This window comes from Roseomonas populi (assembly GCF_024594815.1).
Classification (GTDB): Bacteria; Pseudomonadota; Alphaproteobacteria; order Acetobacterales; family Acetobacteraceae; genus Roseomonas; species Roseomonas populi.
Genome location: NZ_JANJOU010000008.1, coordinates 1 through 16439, shown reverse-complemented (window position 1 = coordinate 16439; position 16439 = coordinate 1). Strand labels below are relative to the sequence as shown.

The following is a 16439-nucleotide window of genomic DNA, read 5'->3' as shown; positions in this document are numbered from 1 at the left end:
AATGCGCGAAATCATCGTAGGCGCCGAGGCGCCTGGAGGAGCGTGCTGTGCACGCTGGCCCGCACATAAGGGTGCAGGAGGGCAAGGTCCGGCAGCAGCTCGCCCGCATGCCTGGCCGCCAGGGCGGGGCGGTCCTCGAACAGCGCCAGCATCATCCGGCGGTGGCGCAGCAGGCGGCGGAGCCGTGCCGCCTCCTGGCGCTCGGCCGTGCCGCCCTGCGCCATCGCCTCGATGCGCGGCTCCAGCAGGCTCAGCAGCTCCTCCACCAACCGGAACTGCCAGCGGTTGCAGAGGACCCAGCAGATGGAGAGAACGAGGTCCGGGAAGGCCACCAGCGGCGTGTGGCCGCGGGGGTCACCAGATCCGTGATGCTGTGCGAGCTGGCCGAGACGTCGCGGCAGACCTGCTCCAGCAGCCGGTAGGCGCGGCGCGCGTCGCCGGAGTGGAAGGCGTGCTGGCCCGCCTCAAGGTCCAGCCCCTCCGCGTGGAACCAGGCAGCCGCGCGCTTCGCGAGCCTGCTGGCGAGCGCCGGCGCCTCGTCCTTCAGAAGCCGCCGCATGAATTCGAGGAACAGCGGGTGAAGCCGGAACCACCGCCGATCGTCGTCGAGCGGCTGGAGGAAGAGCCCCTCGCGCAGGAGGGCTTCCAGCCGCGCCTGGCTGCCGGCCTCCCCCGTCAGTGCATCGCAGAGCGGCGCGCAGATGCGGCCGGGCAGGGCGACATGCAGCAGGAAGGTCCTGGTCTCGTCGGGAAGCCCGTCCAGCACCTCCTCGCGGAAATAGTCGAAGAGCAGGCGCGTCTCGCCGCCGATCGCCCGGGCGCCCGCCATCCCGCGCCGCGCGGGCCTGCAGGGCGAGGGCGAGGGGCCAGCCCTGACTCCGCGACTGGATCTCGGAGAGTTCCGCCGGGGTCGGGTCCAGGCCCGACAGGGCGCGGTAGATCGCCCGCGCCTCGTCATCGTCCAGCCGCAGCTCCTCCGGCCCGATCTCGAGAAGCATCCCCATGGCCCGGGGCCTTCCCAGCCGTAGCCCGCCCAGTGTCCGGAGCGCGAGGACGACCGAGGGGAACCCGTCAGGGTTGGCGAGCCGGGCCGCGATGACCGCTTCCGCACCCGGCCCGAGCTCATCGACCAGCAGGATGGCGGGTTGCGCCGGCCGGGCCAGGGCGCCCCGGAGAGTTGCGGCATCCGGCCCCACCAGCAGCACGGCGTCGAGGCCCGCCCGGCCCGCGTGCCCGTGCCATTCCGCCAGGGTGGACGACTTGCCATAGCCCGCAGGGGCATGGAGCAACGTCAAAGGGTGCCGCAGGGCCGCTTCCATCCGTGCCAGCAGCCTCGGCCGCGGCACCAGGGCTCCGGCGGGCGCGACGGGGGCATGATCAGGCAAATCCGGAGATCCCGCGTCCTCTCGCGCGGTCGCGCCGAACAGCACGGCCTGAACGGGCCGGCCTTCTTGCTGCGGTCGCCGCGCCAGCCTTGCCGATATGCCCTGTCCCTGTCCCCCCATTTTACCGTCCCGTCATCGGATGGATCGCTTCTGGCCTCCCGGTCCTCTCGGCGGTCAGCTAGCCCGCCCTGCTCCGGCGGCATCCGTCGGGAAAGCGGCGAACTCCGCGCGGATGCGCTCGGTGTGCTGCCCGAGAGCAGGAACGGGGCCGAGCTCGCGCGCGCCGTCGCTGAAGAGGGCGGCGGGGGCGGCCACGGACACGGGGCCACCCGGCGTTTCCAGCGTCACGCGCCGCAGGGCGGGGTGGCGCGCGAGGCCAGGCACGTCATTGACGAAGCCGAAGGCCGTGCGGGCCGCGGAGAGGCGCTGCGCGGCCTCATCCCGCGTCAGGCCGGCGAAGACGGCGGCGACATGCGCATCCACCACCGGGCGGTTCGCCACGCGCTCCACGTTGCTGCGGAAGCCCTCGCGCCCCGGCAGGTCCGGCTCCAGCAGGAAGCGGGCGCAGAAATCCGCCCATTCCCGCTCGTTCTGGATGGAGATGAGCACGGGCACCCCGTCCGCCGTCTCGAAGGCGCTGTAGGGGCAGATGGAGGGGTGGGCGAGGCCCACCCGCTGCGGCTCCCGCCCCGTGCCCTCGTAATAGACCAGCGGCACGTTCATCCAGTCCGCCATGCCGTCGAAGAGGGAGATGGCGATGCCCTTGCCGCGCCCGGTGATCCCGCGCTCGATCAGGGCCTCCAGCACGGCGGCGTGCGCGTTCATCCCGCAGGCGATGTCGCAGACCGAGACGCCGACGCGCCCCGGCCCCTCCGCCCGGCCGGTGACGCTCGCCAGCCCGCTCTCGGCCTGGACCAGCAGGTCGTAGGCCTTCATGGCGGCGTAGTCGCCGCTCTCGCCGTAGCCCGAGACGTCCACGGTGATCAGGCGATCATGCGCCGCCCGCAGCTCGGCGCTGCCGAAGCCCGCCCGCGCCGCGGCGCCGGGGGCGAGGTTCTGGATGAACACGTCCGCCCGCGCCAGCATGCGCCCCAGCAGCGCCAGGTCCTCCGCCCGCTTGATGTCGAGGACGAGGCTCTCCTTCCCCCGGTTCAGCCAAACGAAGTAGCTGGATGACCCCTTCGCGCTCGCATCGTAGCCGCGCGCAAAATCCCCCTCGGAGCGCTCGATCTTGATCACCCGCGCGCCGGCGTCCGCCAGCTTCGCCGTGCAGAGCGGCGCGGCCACCGCCTGCTCCATGGCGATCACGAGAAGCCCGGCGAGCGGCTTGGAACCGGGCATCAGAAGGAGCGCGGAAGGCCGAGGATGTGCTCGGCGACGTAGGAGAGGATGAGGTTCGTGCTGATCGGTGCCACCTGGTACAGCCGCGTCTCCCGGAACTTGCGCTCTACGTCGTACTCGTGCGCGAAGCCGAAGCCGCCGTGGAACTGCAGGCAGGCATTCGCCGCCTCCCAGCTCGCCTTGGCCGCCAGGTACTTCGCCATGTTCGCCTGCGCGCCGCAGGGCTGGTTGGCGTCGAACAGCCGGCAGGCCTCGAAGCGCATCAGGTCCGCGGCCTCGATCTCGATGTAGCTCTCGGCGATCGGGAACTGCACGCCCTGGTTCTGCCCGATGGGGCGGCCGAAGACCTGCCGCTCCTTCACGTAGGGCACGACCTTGTCGATGAACCAGTGGCCGTCGCCGATGCACTCCGCCGCGATCAGCGTGCGCTCCGCGTTCAGCCCGTCGAGGATGTACTTGAACCCGCGCCCCTCCTCGCCGATCAGGTTCTCGGCCGGGATCTCCAGGTTGTCGAAGAAGATCTCGTTCGTCTCGTGGTTCACCATGTTCTCGATCGGGCGCACGGTCATGCCGTTGCCGATCGCGTCCCGCAGGTCCACGAGGAAGATCGACATGCCCTCGGACTTCTTCTTCACCTCGGCCAGCGGCGTGGTGCGGGCGAGCAGGATCATGAGTTCGGAGTGCTGGATGCGGGAAATCCAGACCTTCTGGCCGTTGACCACGTAGCGGTCGCCCTTGCGCACCGCCGTGGTGCGGATCTTCGTCGTGTCCGTGCCCGTGGTCGGCTCCGTCACGCCCATGGACTGCAGCCGCAGCTCGCCGGAGGCGATCCGGGGCAGGTAGCGCGCCTTCTGCTCGGCCGAGCCGTGCCGCAGCAGCGTGCCCATGTTGTACATCTGCCCGTGGCAGGCGCCGGAATTGCCGCCGGAGCGGTTGATCTCCTCCATGACGATGGAGGCCTCCGTCAGGCCCAGCCCGGACCCTCCATACTCCTCCGGGATCAGCGCCGCGAGCCAGCCGGCCTTGGTCAGCGCGTCCACGAAGGCCTCGGGGTAGCCGCGCTCGGCATCCACCTTGCGGTGGTACTCGGCCGGGAACTCGGCGCAGAGCGCGCGGACGGCGTCGCGCAGCTCCTGATGGGCGTCGGTGCTGGTGAGCAAGGCAGTTTCCTCAGACAGGTTGAGTGCCGCCGGCCGGGGCAGGCCGCAGCTCCGCCCCGCCGCCGGCCTCTCCCGCATGCTGGCCGGAGCGGCATTCTCCCTCATGGATCGTGGCGTGGGAACAGCGGGGGCCAGCCCCGCGGCCCGGTCCTCTCACGGTCGGCCATCCCCCTCGCGCCCAGAGAGCGTGGCGATGTCGCCGCGCAGGGCGTCGATCAGGGCCACGCGCGGGGAGGCCCGTTGCCAGACGAGGCCGATCGAGCGGCTCGGTGCATCCGGCAGGGGAAGCTTGGCAAGGGAGAGGCCGCTCGGCCATGGCGGTGCCCAATCCGGCACGATGGAGATGCCGAGGCCCCGGTCCACCAGCACGGCGATGGCGTCCAGCGTCTCCAGCTCGAAGATCTCGCGGGGGCGGATGCGCCGGCGCCGCAGATAGTCGCCGGCGAGCTTCCCGCCCCAGGAGCGCTCGTCGTAGCGGATGAAGGGCTGGGTCGAGAGGAGGGCCATCGGCTCCTCCCCCGCCAGGCTCTCCGGCACCAGCAGCACCATCGGCTCGATCCGCACGTCCATCCAGCCGCAGGATTTCGGCACGCCGAAGGGAGGCTGCGCGATGAGGGCCGCGTCCAGTGCGGCGTCGAGGATCGCGGCGTAGAGCTCGCTCGACCGCCCGGGCTGCAGGCGCACGTCGATCCCGGGATGACTGGCCCGGAGCGAGACGAGAAGGTCGGGCAGGAGGCCGATCGCGGCGGTGGTGACGGCGCCCAGCCGCAGCTCCCCTGCCAGGACGCCCTCCTCCAGCCCGGCGGACAGGTCGCGCAGTCCATGGAGCAGCGGCCGGGCGCGCTCCGCGATCCGCAGCCCGGCGGGGGTGGGCGCGACGCCCCGCCCGGTGCGGGCGAGAAGCGCGGCGCCGATCTCCCCTTCCAGCGCCCGCAGCCGCTGCGTCACCCCGGCCGGGGTCAGGTGCAGGCGCCGCGCCGCCTCCGAGATGGACCCGCCCTCCACCACCGCCAGGAAGGTCTCGAGGAAGCGCGTGTCCACCTTTCACAAAACCTATCAGGTCATTGTTCAATCTCTTATCTTTCGTTGCCCTCCTCAAGGGCTATGCTCGCGGAAACCGGCCGCCGGGCGCGCGGGCGGGACAAGAACTCCGGAGGACGCGTTGGCTCCCGCCATCATGCGCAGCAAGCTGTTCGTCCCGGGCTCGCGCCCGGAGCTGTTCGCCAAGGCCGTGGCCTCGCGGGCAGATGCCCTGTCCTTCGACCTGGAGGATGCCGTCGCCCCGAACCGCAAGGAGAAGGCGCGGGAGAACCTCGCCGGCTTCCTGCGCGGCGCGGAGCATGGGGGAAAGGTGATCGTAGTCCGCGTCAACGGGACCGGCACGCCGCACTTCCTGCCCGATCTCTCGGCGGTCGCGGTGCCCGGCACGCACATGGTGAACCTCCCGATGGTGGGGGACGCCGCGGAGGTGCGGGACGCCGCCGCCGCGCTGGAGCGGGCGGAGCGGGAGAATGGCGTCACGGAGCCGATCGGCCTTCTCTGCAACGTCGAGACGCCGCGCGCCCTGCGCCTGGCCCATGAGATCGCGGCGGCGCATCCGCGCGTCCGCGGCCTGCAGATCGGCTACGCGGACCTGCTGGAGCCCGCCGGCATCGACCGGATGGACGAGGCGGTGCTCGCCCACCTCCGCATGACCCTGCGCCTGGCCGCGGCCGAGGCGGGGGTGCCGGCCTATGACGGCGCCTTCGCGAAGGTGGACCGGCCCGATGCCTACCGGGCCGAGGCCGAGGCCGCGCGCCGCATGGGCTTCGCGGGCAAGAGCTGCATCCACCCCAGCCAGATCGTTGCCGCCAACGAGGTGTTCCAGCCCACCCTCGCCGAGATCGCCCGCGCCCGCCGCGTGGTGGAGGCGGCGCGGGAGCAGATCGCCGCCGGCACGGGCGCCTTCATGGTCGATGGCGGCATGGTGGACGCGCCGTTCATCGCGAGCGCGGAGGCGCTGCTGGGCCTCGCCCAGCGGCTCGGCCTGCCGGCGACGGATTGAGAGACGAGGGAGGAAGAGATGAAGGGCATCACGAGGCGCGGCCTGACGGCGGCGATGCTGGCGGCCCCGGCCGTGGCGCGGGCCCAGAGCGGGGGTGGAGGCGGGGGCGGGGGCGCCTCCTGGCCGTCTCGGCCGGTGCGGGTCATCGTGCCCTTCCCGCCAGGGGGCAGCAACGACGCGGTGGCGCGGCCCCTGGCCGAGCACTTCCAGGCCAGTTTCGGCCAGCCCTTCGTCGTGGAGAACCGGCCCGGCGCCGGCAGCACCATCGGCTCGGCCGAGGTGGTGCGGGTGCCCGCCGATGGCTACGCGCTGATGGTCACCTCCTCCACCTTCTCGACCAGCGCCGCGGTCCAGCGCACCCCCTATGACGCGGCCGGCGACTTCGAGGCAGTGACGATCCTCGCCTCCGCACCGCTCGTCGTCCTCGCCGCCCCGGACTTCCCGCCGAAGAGCCTCCGCGAACTCGTCGCCTATCTCCGCGCGAACCCGGACAAGGTGGATTACGGCTCCGCCGGGCCGGGCAGCATCAATCACCTCTCGGCAGCGCTTTTCGCCCAAAAGGCAGGTGGATTGCAGATGCAGCACGTTCCCTATCGCGGGATGGGGCCGGCGACGACGGACCTCGCGGCCGGCACGATCCAGCTCCTCTTCACCACGCTCCCCTCCGCGCGCGGCATCATCGATTCCGGGCGGGTGAAGGTGATCGGCTGGACCGGCGAGGACCGCCCCGCCGGTGCCCCGGCCGCGCCCACCCCGAAGGAGAGCGGCCTGCCGGACTACGAGGCGAGCATCTGGTGGGGCCTGCTGGCGCGCCGGGGCATCCCGCCCGCCATCCGCGACCGGCTGAACGCCGCCGCGCTGGAGACGCTGCGGGGCGGGCGCCTCGCCGAGTACCTGGCTGGGGAAGGCGCGACGCCGCAGCTCCTCCCGCCCGCCGAGGCGGACGCCTTCCTGAAGCGCGACCTCTCCCAGTGGCGCAGCGTCGCCACGGCCGCGAACATCCGCGTCGAGTAGCCCATGGCCGAGACCTCTCACCTGCACCGCAAGAGCTTCGACTCCTCCGCCACCGGCGCTCTCCACGGCGTGCGCGTGCTGGACCTCTCGCGCCTCGTCGCGGGCAACACCCTGACGAAGGTGCTGTCCGACCACGGGGCGGAGGTGGTGAAGGTGGAGCCACCCGAGGGCGACACGCTCCGCGCCTGGCGCGTGCAGGGTGTCGAGACCTCCTGGAAGATCTTCTGCCGCAACAAGAAGAGCATCTGCCTGGAGCTGCGGAACCCCGACGCGCAGGAGGCGGTCCGCCAGCTCGCCGCCACCTCCGACATCCTGGTGGAGAGCTTCCGCCCGGGCGTGCTGGAGGCGATGGGCCTCGGCCCCGAGGTGCTGCTGGGGATCAACCCCCGTCTCGTCATCGTCCGCATCAGCGGCTGGGGGCAGGACGGGCCCTTCCGCCACAAGCCCGGCTTCGGCACGCTGGTGGAAGGGTATTCCGGCTTCGCCGCCGTGAACGGGTTCCCGGACCGGGAGCCGGTCCTGCCGCCCATGTTCATGGGCGACGGCTATGCCGGCCTCTACGGCGCGGCCACCGCGATGATCGCCCTTCTTGCCGCGCGCGGGGCGCACGGGAAGGGACAGGTGATCGATATGTCCCTCATCGATCCCATGCTGATGGTGATGGACCCACAGGTGGCGAACTATCGCCTGACCGGAAAGACCAAGCAGCGCACGGGCAGCCGCAGCACCAACACCTCGCCCCGCAACGCCTACCGCACGAAGGACGACCGCTGGGTCTGCCTCTCCTCCTCCACCCAGGGGATGACGGCAAAGCTGCTGGCCTCCATCGGGCGGCCGGAGCTGATCGAGGACCCGCGCTTCCGCACCAACCCCGACCGACTGCGCAACTGGGAGGAACTCGACGGGATCGTCGCCGGCTTCGTGGCCGGGCGGACGCTGGAAGAGAACCTGCGCCACTTCGACGAGGCAGGCGTGACGATCGGCCCCATCTACGACGCCTCCGACCTGCTGGACGATCCCTATGTCGGCGCGCGGGAGGCGCTGATCGAGGTGCCGGACGAGGAGATGGGCTGGATCCCCATGCACGGCATGGTCGCGCGCCTGTCCGGCACGCCCGGCATCCTGGCGCGCCCGGCACCGAAGCTGGGCGAGCACAGCCGCGAGGTCCTGCTGCCCGTGCTGGGGGAGGCGGAGTACGGGCGGCTCTCCGGCTCCGGCGTGATCCGCGAGCACGGGCACGGGACGCCAGCCGCCAGCGCCGCGGGTGCCGGCGCGTGAGCAAGGCGGACGGCGGAGGGCCCGTGCCCAACTCCTCGGGCACTCGCCCGCCGCGCCTTCCGATGCCGGAAGGCGCCTGCGACAGCCACATCCACGTCGTCGATCCGGCATTCCTGCCGCCCGGGACGGATGCGGCGCCCTTCCGCGGCATGGGACCGGAGGACTACAAGGCCCTGCAACGGCGGCTGGGCACCCAGCGCGCAGTGGTCGTCCAGCCCAAGGCCTTCGGCACGGACAATGCCGGCACGCTCGCCGCCGTGGCGGCGCTGGGGCCGGGCGCGCGCGGAATTGCCGTGCTGCACCCGGACGCCACCGAGGCGGAGCTGCGGCGCCTGGACGCGGGCGGCATCCGCGGCCTGCGCTTCAGCGTTTGGAAGCCGGCCGACACCGTGACGACGATCGACATGATCGAGCCGATGGCGGAGCGCATCCGTGCCATGGGCTGGCACGCGCAGATCAACATGTCCGCGGATCAGATCGCCGGGAACGCATCGTTGCTGGAGCGCCTGGCCTGCCCAATCGTGTTCGACCACCTCGGCCGCATCCCGCCACCGGGCGGCACCGGGCATCCGGCTTTCAGGGTGCTGGAGAGGCTGCTGGGGCGCGGCGATGTCTGGGTGAAGCTCTCCGGGGCCTATCTCGATTCCATCGAGGGTGGGCCGGACTACCCCGACATGGCGGAGGTCGCCCGGGGTCTCGCGCACCTCGCGCCGGAACGCACGGTCTGGGGCAGCGACTGGCCGCACGTGACGGAGCGGCACAAGCCCGACGATGCCGGCCTGCTCGACCTGCTGCTGGACTGGCTGCCCGACGAGGCGGCCCGCCGCCGGGTGCTGCGGGACAACCCCGCCATCCTGTACGGCTTCGGATAGCACTGCGCGCCCCAGGGAGGAAAAGCGATGACGAGCGAGAGGGATCACTGGCCCACCCGCCGCGGCCTGCTGCTGGCAAGCGGGCTGGCGGCCTGCGCCGCCCGCGGTGTCCGGGCGCAGGGCACCTACCCGGACCGGCCGCTGCGGGTGACCGTGAGCTACGGCGCGGGCGGGGCGGTGGACACGCTCGCCCGCATCGTCATGCCGCGCCTCGGCCAGCGCCTGGGGCAGCCGGTGGTCATCGAGAACCGGCCGGGCGCGGGCGGGACGATCGGGGCGGCCTTCGTCGCCCGCTCCACACCCGATGGCTACACCCTGCTGGACGACGGAAGCGGCTTCGTCATCAACGCCGCGCTCATGCAGCTGCCCTACAACATCCGGCAGGACTTCCGGCCGGTGGCGCGCGTGGCGACGATCCCGAACGTCATTCTGCTCGGGCCCTCGGTCCAGGCGCGCTCCCTGAAGGAGCTCTTGGACCTGGCGCGCGCGAAGCCGGGCGAGCTGGACTGCTCCAGCACCGGCGTCGGCTCCTCCCAGCACCTGGCGCTGGAGATGCTGAACCGCATGGCGGACGTGCGGATCAACCACGTGCCCTACCGCGACGCCCCCTCCTCGCAGAACGACCTACGGTCCGGCCGCATCGCGATGACCTTCGCGACGGCGACCACCGCCATCCCCCTGAACGGGCAGGACGGCATGCGCGTCATCGCCCAGGGCGGGGAGGAACCCATTCCGCGATTGCCCGGCGTCACCGCCATCTCGGAGCTGGTGCCGGGCTTCCGGAGCGAGGAGTGGCAGGGCGTCTTCGCGCCCGCCGGCACGCCGCGCGACATCGTGGCGCGCCTCAACGCCGAGCTGACCGAGGCGCTGGCCGAGGAGACGATCCGGGAGCGCTTCACGGCGCTTGGCGCCCGCAGCCGGCGGGAGACGCCGGAGGAGTTCGCCACCTTCGTGGCCGCCGAGGCCGAGCGGTGGTCCGCCCTGGTCCGCGAGGCCCGGATCGCGCTCTGAGGGCTGCCCTGGCCCGCTGCGGCGATCGCTCTCGGCTCACCGCGAGGCAGAAGGCCCCCGGGGCCGGGGGCGCCGCCGCGCCGGCCGGGGGGCAGCGACATCGGGGGCCGGCGGAGAGGGTGGGACCAGCCGCGGGTCCAGGCTGAAGGGCGCCTGCGAGCGGCGGGTGTAGCGGCCCGCTGCTCGGTCCGGTGCGATGAGGAGGTTCCAGCTGGCCGTCGATACCGCGCTCGGGATCAGCACCAGGGGATGTTGATCGAGGACCGAATCCCCGAAGGCGGTCTGGGCCGGGTCCGAGTAGCGGGGGTGTAGCCAGGCCGGATCGGGAATTTCCGATGGCTGGACGACGAAGATCCCGGACGGATCCGGGATGACGAGGGAGGTCAGGACGTGCGGCAGGAGGTCGAGCGTGTCGAAACCCTTGTGGACCGCGACCTCGAGGATGGCGGTGGCGGCATCGAGGGAGGCGTAGACCACGCGGCGCCCGGGCGAGTTCCAGCGGCCGCCGCCGCGATAGGCGCCCTCGCCGCTGTCCCAGCCCTCCGCGTACCGGGCCTGGTCGAGCCGCCACGCGATGAACTCCGTGCCACCCAGATGAGGGGGCAGGGCAATCACGTATAGACGCCGTATTCCAGGCGGGTGAGGAAGTTCTTGACCATCGCCGTGCCGGCCGGGGTCGCCAGGAGGTCGATCGGGCGCTCGTGGTTGAGGCCCATGGCCGGGCGCTGCATCCAGGTTTCCGCAGCCTCCTGCGATCCGAAGACCTCCGTGGCCGCCGCCAGCACCTCGGCGAATTCCCAGGTGCGGCCGCTCTGCTCCTTCGTCAGCGGCTTCCTTTCCTGGGCGGCCGTCGCGCCGCGCGCGCGCTGGCCGGTCCGGACGCTGATGCCGATGGCGTGGTGGATGTCGGCCAGCCGGAGGACCTTCACGTGCCGGATCATGTGGTTCAGCGAGGCCTTCGGAAGCCCGTTGACCAGCAGGTGATGGATCTCGACCGGGCTCTGCGGGGCGCTCTTCAGGAGCTTGGCGCCGCCGAGAAGGGCCGCGGTGCGATCGAGAAGAGCACCGACGGAAGGCTGGGCGGGCGAGGGGAGGGTGGTCTGGGTCATGAGGGTGGCGCCATCTGTCGCACCAAGAAGTGCCATTTGGCGCCTTCGGTTTCAAGGGTTCGGCGGGGCAGCGGCACCGGGTGGCCGGAGCCCCCCGAAGCCTCAGCCCTCGTCGTCGAGGTAGTAGCGATGTCCTGTCATGACATGCTTGCCGCCGTCGATGGGCAGGATTGCCCCGGTCGTGTAGGAGCCGCCCCTCCCGCAGAGGAAAAGCAGCGCCGCCGCAATGTCCTCCGCCCGCCCGAGCCGCCGCATGGGAACGCCGGCTTCCGTGCGCGCGCGCGCCGCCGCGTCGGCGGTCGCGAAGGCCATCATGCGGGTCTCGAAAGGGCCGGGGGCGAAGGCGTTCACCGTGATGTGCCTCTCGACCAGCTCCTGGGCCAGGATGCGGGTGAGGTGGTGCACGGCGGCCTTGGAGGCGGCGTAGGAGTAGGCGCGGTTCCCCATGGGCTGCGAGCCCATGACAGACCCGAGATTGATGATCCGCGCCGGGTCGTCCGCCGTCGCCGCGTCGGTCAGCATCGGCAGGAGCGCCTGGGTGAGGCTGAACAGGCCGGCGACGTTGACGGACATCACGGTGTCCCAGGCCTTGAAGGGAAACTGCCCCATCGGCGCCCCCCAGCTCCGGCCCGCGTTGTTCACGAGGATGTCCAGCCGCGCCACCCGCTCCCTCGTCGCGGCGGCCAGGGCCTGCACGCCCGCCTCGGTTCCTACGTCCCCGGCCATGCCCTCGGCGCGCCCGGGCGCCCCGAGCGCATTCAGCTCCTCGGCCACCGCGGCGCAGACCTCTCCCTTGCGCGAGGCGATCAGCACCTCCGCCCCGGCCCGGACCAGCGCCTCCGCGATGATGCGGCCGATCCCCGTGCCGCCGCCCGTCACCAGCGCCGTCTTGCCGGCGAGGGAGAAGAGGGATTCGAAGTAGTCAGCGGCCGCCATGGCGGACCCTCCCGATCAATGGACGGCATTCCCGCGCGTCAGCCGCCCTGCCGGCGCAGCTGCTGCTCCCGCAGGAAGATGAAGAGGCCTGCGCCGACGATGATGCCGGCCCCGATCAGGGGGAGCGGCCCCATCACCTCGCCGAAGAAGAGATAGCCGAAGAGCATGCCCCAGAGGAGCAGCGTGTACTGGTAGGGCACGACGACGGAAGCCGGCGCCATCCTCAGGGCCTGATTGACGCAGAGGTTGCCGCAGAGGGAGCCGATGCCGAGCAGCAGCATCAGCGCGAGGTCCAGCGTGCCGGGCGGCGTCCAGCCCTGGATCAGCACGAGGGTCGCGCCGAAGGCGAGGGCGGCGATGAGCTGGGCCGTCATCAGCACCGTGCCCGGGGTGCCCGCCAGCTTGCGGGTGGCGATGAGGAAGAGGGCGTAGCTGAAGCTTCCGGCCAGGGCGCAGAGGGCGCCGAAGGAGAGGGATCCCGGCGAGGGGTGGAGCGCCAGCACCACGCCGCAGAAGCCCACCGCCACCGCCGTCCAGCGGCGCCAGCCCACCTTCTCTCCCAGCAGGAAAGGGGAGAGGGCGGTCACGTAGATCGGCCCGGCCATGTAGTAGGCCATGACCTCGGCCATTGGCAGGTCCGTCAGCGCCCAGAAGAACAGCGAACCCTCGAGCGTGGAGAAGACCACGCGCAGCAGCTGCAGCCCCGGGCGCGGCGCGCGGCGGAAGGCGCCACGGCCCGCGCGGCGGATGAAGGGCGCCATGGCCAGCAGCCCGGAGATGCTGCGCACCAGCATCAGCTGGCCCACCGCATAGGCGCCGACCAGCCACTTCCCGAGCGTGTCGTTGACGGCGAAGAGCAGGACGCCGAGCAGCATCATGGCAATGCCGCCGGCGGCGCCCACCGGTGCGGCACGCGAGAACATGGACACAGCGAATCCCCGTCTTCTTCGTCGTCTTGTCTGCCCTGGTAGACCAGCCCGGCTTTGGGGATCAGGGCCCCGTGACCACAACTCGCCGTATTTCTGGTGCCGGTTCACGGCCACCACCTCGAAAGGCAGATGCATGCGCCTCAGGCTTGTCGCGTCCTTGTTGATGACCGTGCTCACGGCGGCCTGCGACGACGCGGAGACCAAGAGGAAGCGCGTCCAGGCCGAGCAGGCGGCGCGCCTGGAGGCGGAAGCCGGGGCTGCGCGCAAGGCGGCCGAGGAGCGGTTGCGCTCGACGGCCCGCAACATCACGCCGGCCGCCAGGTTCAGGGGCGTGATCGTCCACCGGCAGGCCCTGGGCGGCTATGCGGTCTGCGGCCAGGTGAACCTCACCGGGGCGATGGAGGATCCGTTCCTGCCCTTCGTCTCGGTCGTCAGCGCGGGCGGGGAGCGGATCGAGCAGTTCGTCGCCGCCGGCAGCGCGGAGGCCACCCGGACCTATGTGGAGACGAACACCCGTTGCTTCGATGGCGGCGGGCCGACCTCCGCGCGTTCCGTCCTGCCCCTGCCGCCCGTGCCGGACACCTCGGCTTCGGCGCCGGCCCCTGCGGCGCCTCCACGGCCGCCGGCACCGGCCACGGCAGAGCCGGCCCCACCCCCGGCCCTGCCGGCTCCGCCTGCCGGGAGCCTGCCCGCGCAGGGGTCCGTCACGACGACCTCGGCCCATCCGGTCAACCTCCGGAGCAACCCGGCCGGCGGCGGTGCGGTCCTGCGCGTGGTGCCGAGAGGGACGAGGCTGCGGGTCTTCGCGGAGGCGCCGGGTGGCTGGTACCAGGTTGGCGAGACCGAGCCGGTGGGGTGGATCCATGGCTCGATGCTCGAGCGATAGGAGGCCGGGCGGGGTGGAGTGACGCTGCGCCGGCCGGCGCGTGCGTGCTGGCCGGCCGTGAGCCCCCCGCAAGGCGTTTCCGCCCGGAACGATGGGCACGGGGGCGCGGCACCGATCCGCACGGGCAGCGCCTCCGGCGTTTCCCCACATGGCCGGATCGCATTATGGCTGGCGCCGATCTTCTCCAGGAGGTTCCGATGTCCGAGCATGAGGCTGCGGCGACGCCATCCACGAAGGATGCTCACATGGCTCTCGCCCGCCTTCCCCTCGACCGTCTGGACGAGGCGGTCCTCGCCATAGCCGCGAGGATGGAGGAAGCGCAGGCGGCCGCCGGCGAGCAGGCGCTGCGGGCCGATCGCCTGGAACGGCAGGTCGTGGAACTCGAGCGCCAGCTCGCCATTGCCGAGGCAAAGCTCGCGGTGGAAACGATGCATTCCGCGGGCCTGGCGGCGCAGGCATCCCACCTGCTGGCTGTCGCCGTGGAGGCCGACGTCTTCGCCCTGCCGGAGTTGCTCGGCGAGCCGAGGAATGGGGAGCAGAAGAACGAAGGAGCGCCGAAAGGTCGCCTGGCGCAGATCTACGACGCAGCCTTCGACGCGAAGGGCGCCGACCTCGGTATCGAGGAGCCCGGCCGGTTCCGGGAGGCGTGAGAGGCAGGCGGCATCGCGGCCTGAGGCCCAGGAAACAGCAGCCGGGAGACCGGGGCCTTGCAGGGCCGCGGCGTCGGCCTCCTGCGTGCCGCCTACCTTCGTCATCCGTCCCTGAAGACCGCCTGGACGGGCAGGCCGGGGCCTGAAGGCCCGGCTGTCAGCACTTCTTACGACGACGCATTAACGAGCCCGGAGCGACACGACAATCTGTTGTTATGTATAGCAGAAATACCTTGGCATGATGCTTGCCCTCTTACCGCCGTTCACATCGAACACAGGGAGAGACTTACTATGCGTTCGTTCAAGGTGGCACTGCTCGCCGGCACCACGCTGGCCCTGCTCGGCGCCGGTAGCGCCCACGCGGCGTCCTACGCGATCTCCGTCATCACCGGCCTGACCAACGGCAACGGCTTCGACACGACCAACACGGCGCCGGCCTTCAGCGGATCGACCGCCTCGGCCTCTTTCACCTACACGGGCAACCTGAACTTCAGCAACACGGCGGCGCAGAACGGTCCCTCCAACCCCCCGGGCGACCTGAACAGCACCTTCGGCTTCACCGCGGGCAACGTCACGAACTACTCGGGCACCGGCACGGTGACCTATCAGGGCACCCAGGTCGCCGACTTCAGGAACGAGAACCGCTTCCTCAAGTCCAGCGGCAGCGTGGCCAACTTCGGCTACGGGTCCTACTACACCATCGCGCTGGGCAACCTCGTTGCCGGCACGAGCATGACGATCACGCATGACGACGGCATCAGCCTGTACCGGGACGGTGTCCGCGTCGGCGGCGTCAGCGGCCCGACCAACGTCGTGACGGATACCTTCAGCAATCTCGCGGCCGGCAACTACACGCTGTACTACAGCCGCCAGAATGGCAGCCCGTCCGTCCTGCAGGTCGCGGTGCCGGAGCCCACCTCGCTGGCGCTCTTCGGTGCCGGCCTGCTCGGCCTGGGCTACATCCGCCGCCGCCGGAACAACCCGACGGCCTGAGGCCACGCAGCGACAGCATGGCTTGGGGGAGGGTCGGGGACGCACGGTTCCCGGCCCTCCTGCGCCTCTATCCGTCGCGTCTCCGCTTCCAAACAGCAGGTTTCCGCCGCGGCCATCCTGCCAGCCGATAGCCATGCCAAGGGCGGCACTCGCTCTCGGAGTTTGGGCGACCCTGTCGTCGGCTGAAAAAAGGGATTCGAGAGCAGCAGCACCCCGCCTCGGCTTGTAGCGGGTGGGCTCTCGCGCAGGGCCGCAGGCATTGGCCTCGAGGCGTACGAGGCTCTGCCGGCGCTCTCACTCTGCCCGCAACCCTTCCCGGCAGCACAATCCGGTCCTTGGGAGCCAGAAGCGGCGCGTGGTGCTCGCACCGCCAGCCCCGATCCCGGGCGCACTCATTCCGTGCGGGGAAACCCTACGGCGAGATCCGGCGCGGCAGTCACGTTCCGATATCGTGCCGAAATCTGTGAGAAGAGAATAGAATCCCACAAGAAATCGCGCGGCGATCCTGAAGGATCGCTATCAAAAAGCAGTATTGATGGAACTGTGCAGGTGCAATAGAGCATCTTCATCAACAACGGAGGCCAAAGAACGTAAAATTTTCTGACAGATTCTGGCGTATCCCACCGCGATCTTCAGAAGATTCAATCTCACACAGCGGTGTTAGACGACGAGGGGTTCTATTTAATGAAGCTTACTAGTTTTTTTTACGAGAATGCTGGTCAGGGTAAGTTGGCTGGTGGCGTTGCGACGTTCGGGCAGGTTTTTGCGAAGGGGGAGCTGCCGGCGGGCGCGGGGCTGATCGAGACGATCAACGGGGCGAGCTCGGCCGTC

17 protein-coding genes are annotated in these 16439 nt (G+C 70.9%); 8 read left to right on the top strand and 9 right to left on the bottom strand.

The genetic code is table 11. The features are described 5' to 3' along the window. Window positions 1-11 precede the first annotated feature (11 nt). The 5 genes from NRP21_RS10880 to NRP21_RS10860 all read right to left on the bottom strand — a co-directional run bounded on the left by NRP21_RS10880 (window position 12) and on the right by NRP21_RS10860 (window position 4927). Window positions 12-266, bottom strand: a complete 255-nt coding sequence (locus NRP21_RS10880; RefSeq protein ID WP_257716226.1) for a hypothetical protein — start codon at window positions 264-266, stop codon at window positions 12-14. Beyond that, window positions 251-829: a hypothetical protein gene (locus tag NRP21_RS10875; RefSeq protein ID WP_257716225.1), complete on the bottom strand. Its 579-nt coding sequence runs from the start codon at window positions 827-829 to the stop codon at window positions 251-253. Before NRP21_RS10875 ends, NRP21_RS10880 begins: the two co-directional genes overlap by 16 nt. A 730-nt stretch (window positions 830-1559) precedes the next feature. Further along, entirely contained in the window at window positions 1560-2726 is a 1167-nt protein-coding gene (locus NRP21_RS10870) for a CaiB/BaiF CoA transferase family protein (protein ID WP_257716224.1), read from the bottom strand. Further along, a complete protein-coding gene (locus NRP21_RS10865; protein ID WP_408639619.1) occupies window positions 2726-3928 on the bottom strand; it encodes an acyl-CoA dehydrogenase family protein in 1203 nt (400 codons plus the stop codon). Before NRP21_RS10865 ends, NRP21_RS10870 begins: the two co-directional genes overlap by 1 nt. A 111-nt stretch (window positions 3929-4039) precedes the next feature. Further along, on the bottom strand, window positions 4040-4927 hold the full coding sequence (locus NRP21_RS10860; protein WP_257716222.1) for a LysR family transcriptional regulator: 888 nt from the start codon (window positions 4925-4927) through the stop codon (window positions 4040-4042). Window positions 4928-5048: 121 nt separating this feature from the next. On the opposite strand from NRP21_RS10860, the gene NRP21_RS10855 reads away from it, so the two are divergent. The 5 genes from NRP21_RS10855 to NRP21_RS10835 are packed head-to-tail and all read left to right on the top strand — an operon-like array spanning window position 5049 to window position 10105. Beyond that, window positions 5049-5930 carry an HpcH/HpaI aldolase/citrate lyase family protein gene (locus tag NRP21_RS10855; protein ID WP_257716221.1) on the top strand — a complete coding sequence of 294 codons (882 nt, stop codon included), beginning with the start codon at window positions 5049-5051 and terminating at the stop codon, window positions 5928-5930. 18 nt (window positions 5931-5948) lie between these two features. Next, window positions 5949-6944 (top strand): Bug family tripartite tricarboxylate transporter substrate binding protein, encoded by a 996-nt coding sequence (locus tag NRP21_RS10850; RefSeq protein WP_257716220.1) that lies wholly within the window; start codon window positions 5949-5951, stop codon window positions 6942-6944. A 3-nt stretch (window positions 6945-6947) separates the two neighbouring features. Then, the gene (locus tag NRP21_RS10845) at window positions 6948-8222 is read left to right on the top strand and encodes a CaiB/BaiF CoA transferase family protein (RefSeq protein WP_257716219.1); all 1275 of its coding nucleotides are present in this window, start codon (window positions 6948-6950) and stop codon (window positions 8220-8222) included. Between the two features lie 23 nt (window positions 8223-8245). After that, window positions 8246-9094, top strand: a complete 849-nt coding sequence (locus NRP21_RS10840) for an amidohydrolase family protein (protein WP_257716218.1) — start codon at window positions 8246-8248, stop codon at window positions 9092-9094. A 27-nt stretch (window positions 9095-9121) separates the two neighbouring features. Beyond that, the gene (locus NRP21_RS10835) at window positions 9122-10105 is read left to right on the top strand and encodes a Bug family tripartite tricarboxylate transporter substrate binding protein (protein ID WP_257716217.1); all 984 of its coding nucleotides are present in this window, start codon (window positions 9122-9124) and stop codon (window positions 10103-10105) included. A gap of 36 nt (window positions 10106-10141) precedes the next feature. Here NRP21_RS10835 and NRP21_RS10830 read toward each other — a convergent pair whose 3' ends face one another. The 4 genes from NRP21_RS10830 to NRP21_RS10815 all read right to left on the bottom strand — a co-directional run bounded on the left by NRP21_RS10830 (window position 10142) and on the right by NRP21_RS10815 (window position 13073). Beyond that, window positions 10142-10720, bottom strand: coding sequence for an RES family NAD+ phosphorylase (locus NRP21_RS10830; protein ID WP_257716216.1), 579 nt, complete (start codon window positions 10718-10720; stop codon window positions 10142-10144). After that, a complete protein-coding gene (gene parS, locus NRP21_RS10825) occupies window positions 10717-11250 on the bottom strand; it encodes a type II RES/Xre toxin-antitoxin system antitoxin (RefSeq protein WP_257716215.1) in 534 nt (177 codons plus the stop codon). Before parS ends, NRP21_RS10830 begins: the two co-directional genes overlap by 4 nt. 66 nt (window positions 11251-11316) lie before the next feature. Continuing rightward, a complete protein-coding gene (locus NRP21_RS10820; protein WP_257716214.1) occupies window positions 11317-12150 on the bottom strand; it encodes an SDR family oxidoreductase in 834 nt (277 codons plus the stop codon). Window positions 12151-12188: 38 nt separating this feature from the next. Further along, window positions 12189-13073, bottom strand: coding sequence for a DMT family transporter (locus NRP21_RS10815; RefSeq protein ID WP_257716213.1), 885 nt, complete (start codon window positions 13071-13073; stop codon window positions 12189-12191). A gap of 139 nt (window positions 13074-13212) precedes the next feature. Between NRP21_RS10815 and NRP21_RS10810 the strand changes: the two genes are divergently transcribed. The 3 genes from NRP21_RS10810 (at window position 13213) to NRP21_RS10800 (ending at window position 15608) form a co-directional block, all read left to right on the top strand. Next, the gene (locus NRP21_RS10810) at window positions 13213-13965 is read left to right on the top strand and encodes an SH3 domain-containing protein (RefSeq protein ID WP_257716212.1); all 753 of its coding nucleotides are present in this window, start codon (window positions 13213-13215) and stop codon (window positions 13963-13965) included. A 245-nt stretch (window positions 13966-14210) separates the two neighbouring features. Then, on the top strand, window positions 14211-14615 hold the full coding sequence (locus NRP21_RS10805; protein ID WP_257716211.1) for a hypothetical protein: 405 nt from the start codon (window positions 14211-14213) through the stop codon (window positions 14613-14615). A 291-nt stretch (window positions 14616-14906) separates the two neighbouring features. Continuing rightward, window positions 14907-15608: a PEP-CTERM sorting domain-containing protein gene (locus NRP21_RS10800; RefSeq protein WP_257716210.1), complete on the top strand. Its 702-nt coding sequence runs from the start codon at window positions 14907-14909 to the stop codon at window positions 15606-15608. Window positions 15609-16439 lie beyond the last annotated feature (831 nt).

Bases quoted from the DNA above. Each gene is read 5' to 3' on its own strand.
- NRP21_RS10850 (WP_257716220.1), top strand. From the start codon at position 5,949: ATGAAGGGCATCACGAGGCGCGGCCTGACGGCGGCGATGCTGGCGGCC.
- NRP21_RS10835 (WP_257716217.1), top strand. From the start codon at position 9,122: ATGACGAGCGAGAGGGATCACTGGCCCACCCGCCGCGGCCTGCTGCTG.
- parS (WP_257716215.1), bottom strand. From the start codon at position 11,250: ATGGCACTTCTTGGTGCGACAGATGGCGCCACCCTCATGACCCAGACC.
- NRP21_RS10870 (WP_257716224.1), bottom strand. From the start codon at position 2,726: ATGCCCGGTTCCAAGCCGCTCGCCGGGCTTCTCGTGATCGCCATGGAG.
- NRP21_RS10845 (WP_257716219.1), top strand. From the start codon at position 6,948: ATGGCCGAGACCTCTCACCTGCACCGCAAGAGCTTCGACTCCTCCGCC.
- NRP21_RS10805 (WP_257716211.1), top strand. From the start codon at position 14,211: ATGGCTCTCGCCCGCCTTCCCCTCGACCGTCTGGACGAGGCGGTCCTC.
- NRP21_RS10875 (WP_257716225.1), bottom strand. From the start codon at position 829: ATGGCGGGCGCCCGGGCGATCGGCGGCGAGACGCGCCTGCTCTTCGAC.
- NRP21_RS10815 (WP_257716213.1), bottom strand. From the start codon at position 13,073: ATGTTCTCGCGTGCCGCACCGGTGGGCGCCGCCGGCGGCATTGCCATG.
- NRP21_RS10800 (WP_257716210.1), top strand. From the start codon at position 14,907: ATGCGTTCGTTCAAGGTGGCACTGCTCGCCGGCACCACGCTGGCCCTG.
- NRP21_RS10810 (WP_257716212.1), top strand. From the start codon at position 13,213: ATGCGCCTCAGGCTTGTCGCGTCCTTGTTGATGACCGTGCTCACGGCG.
- NRP21_RS10820 (WP_257716214.1), bottom strand. From the start codon at position 12,150: ATGGCGGCCGCTGACTACTTCGAATCCCTCTTCTCCCTCGCCGGCAAG.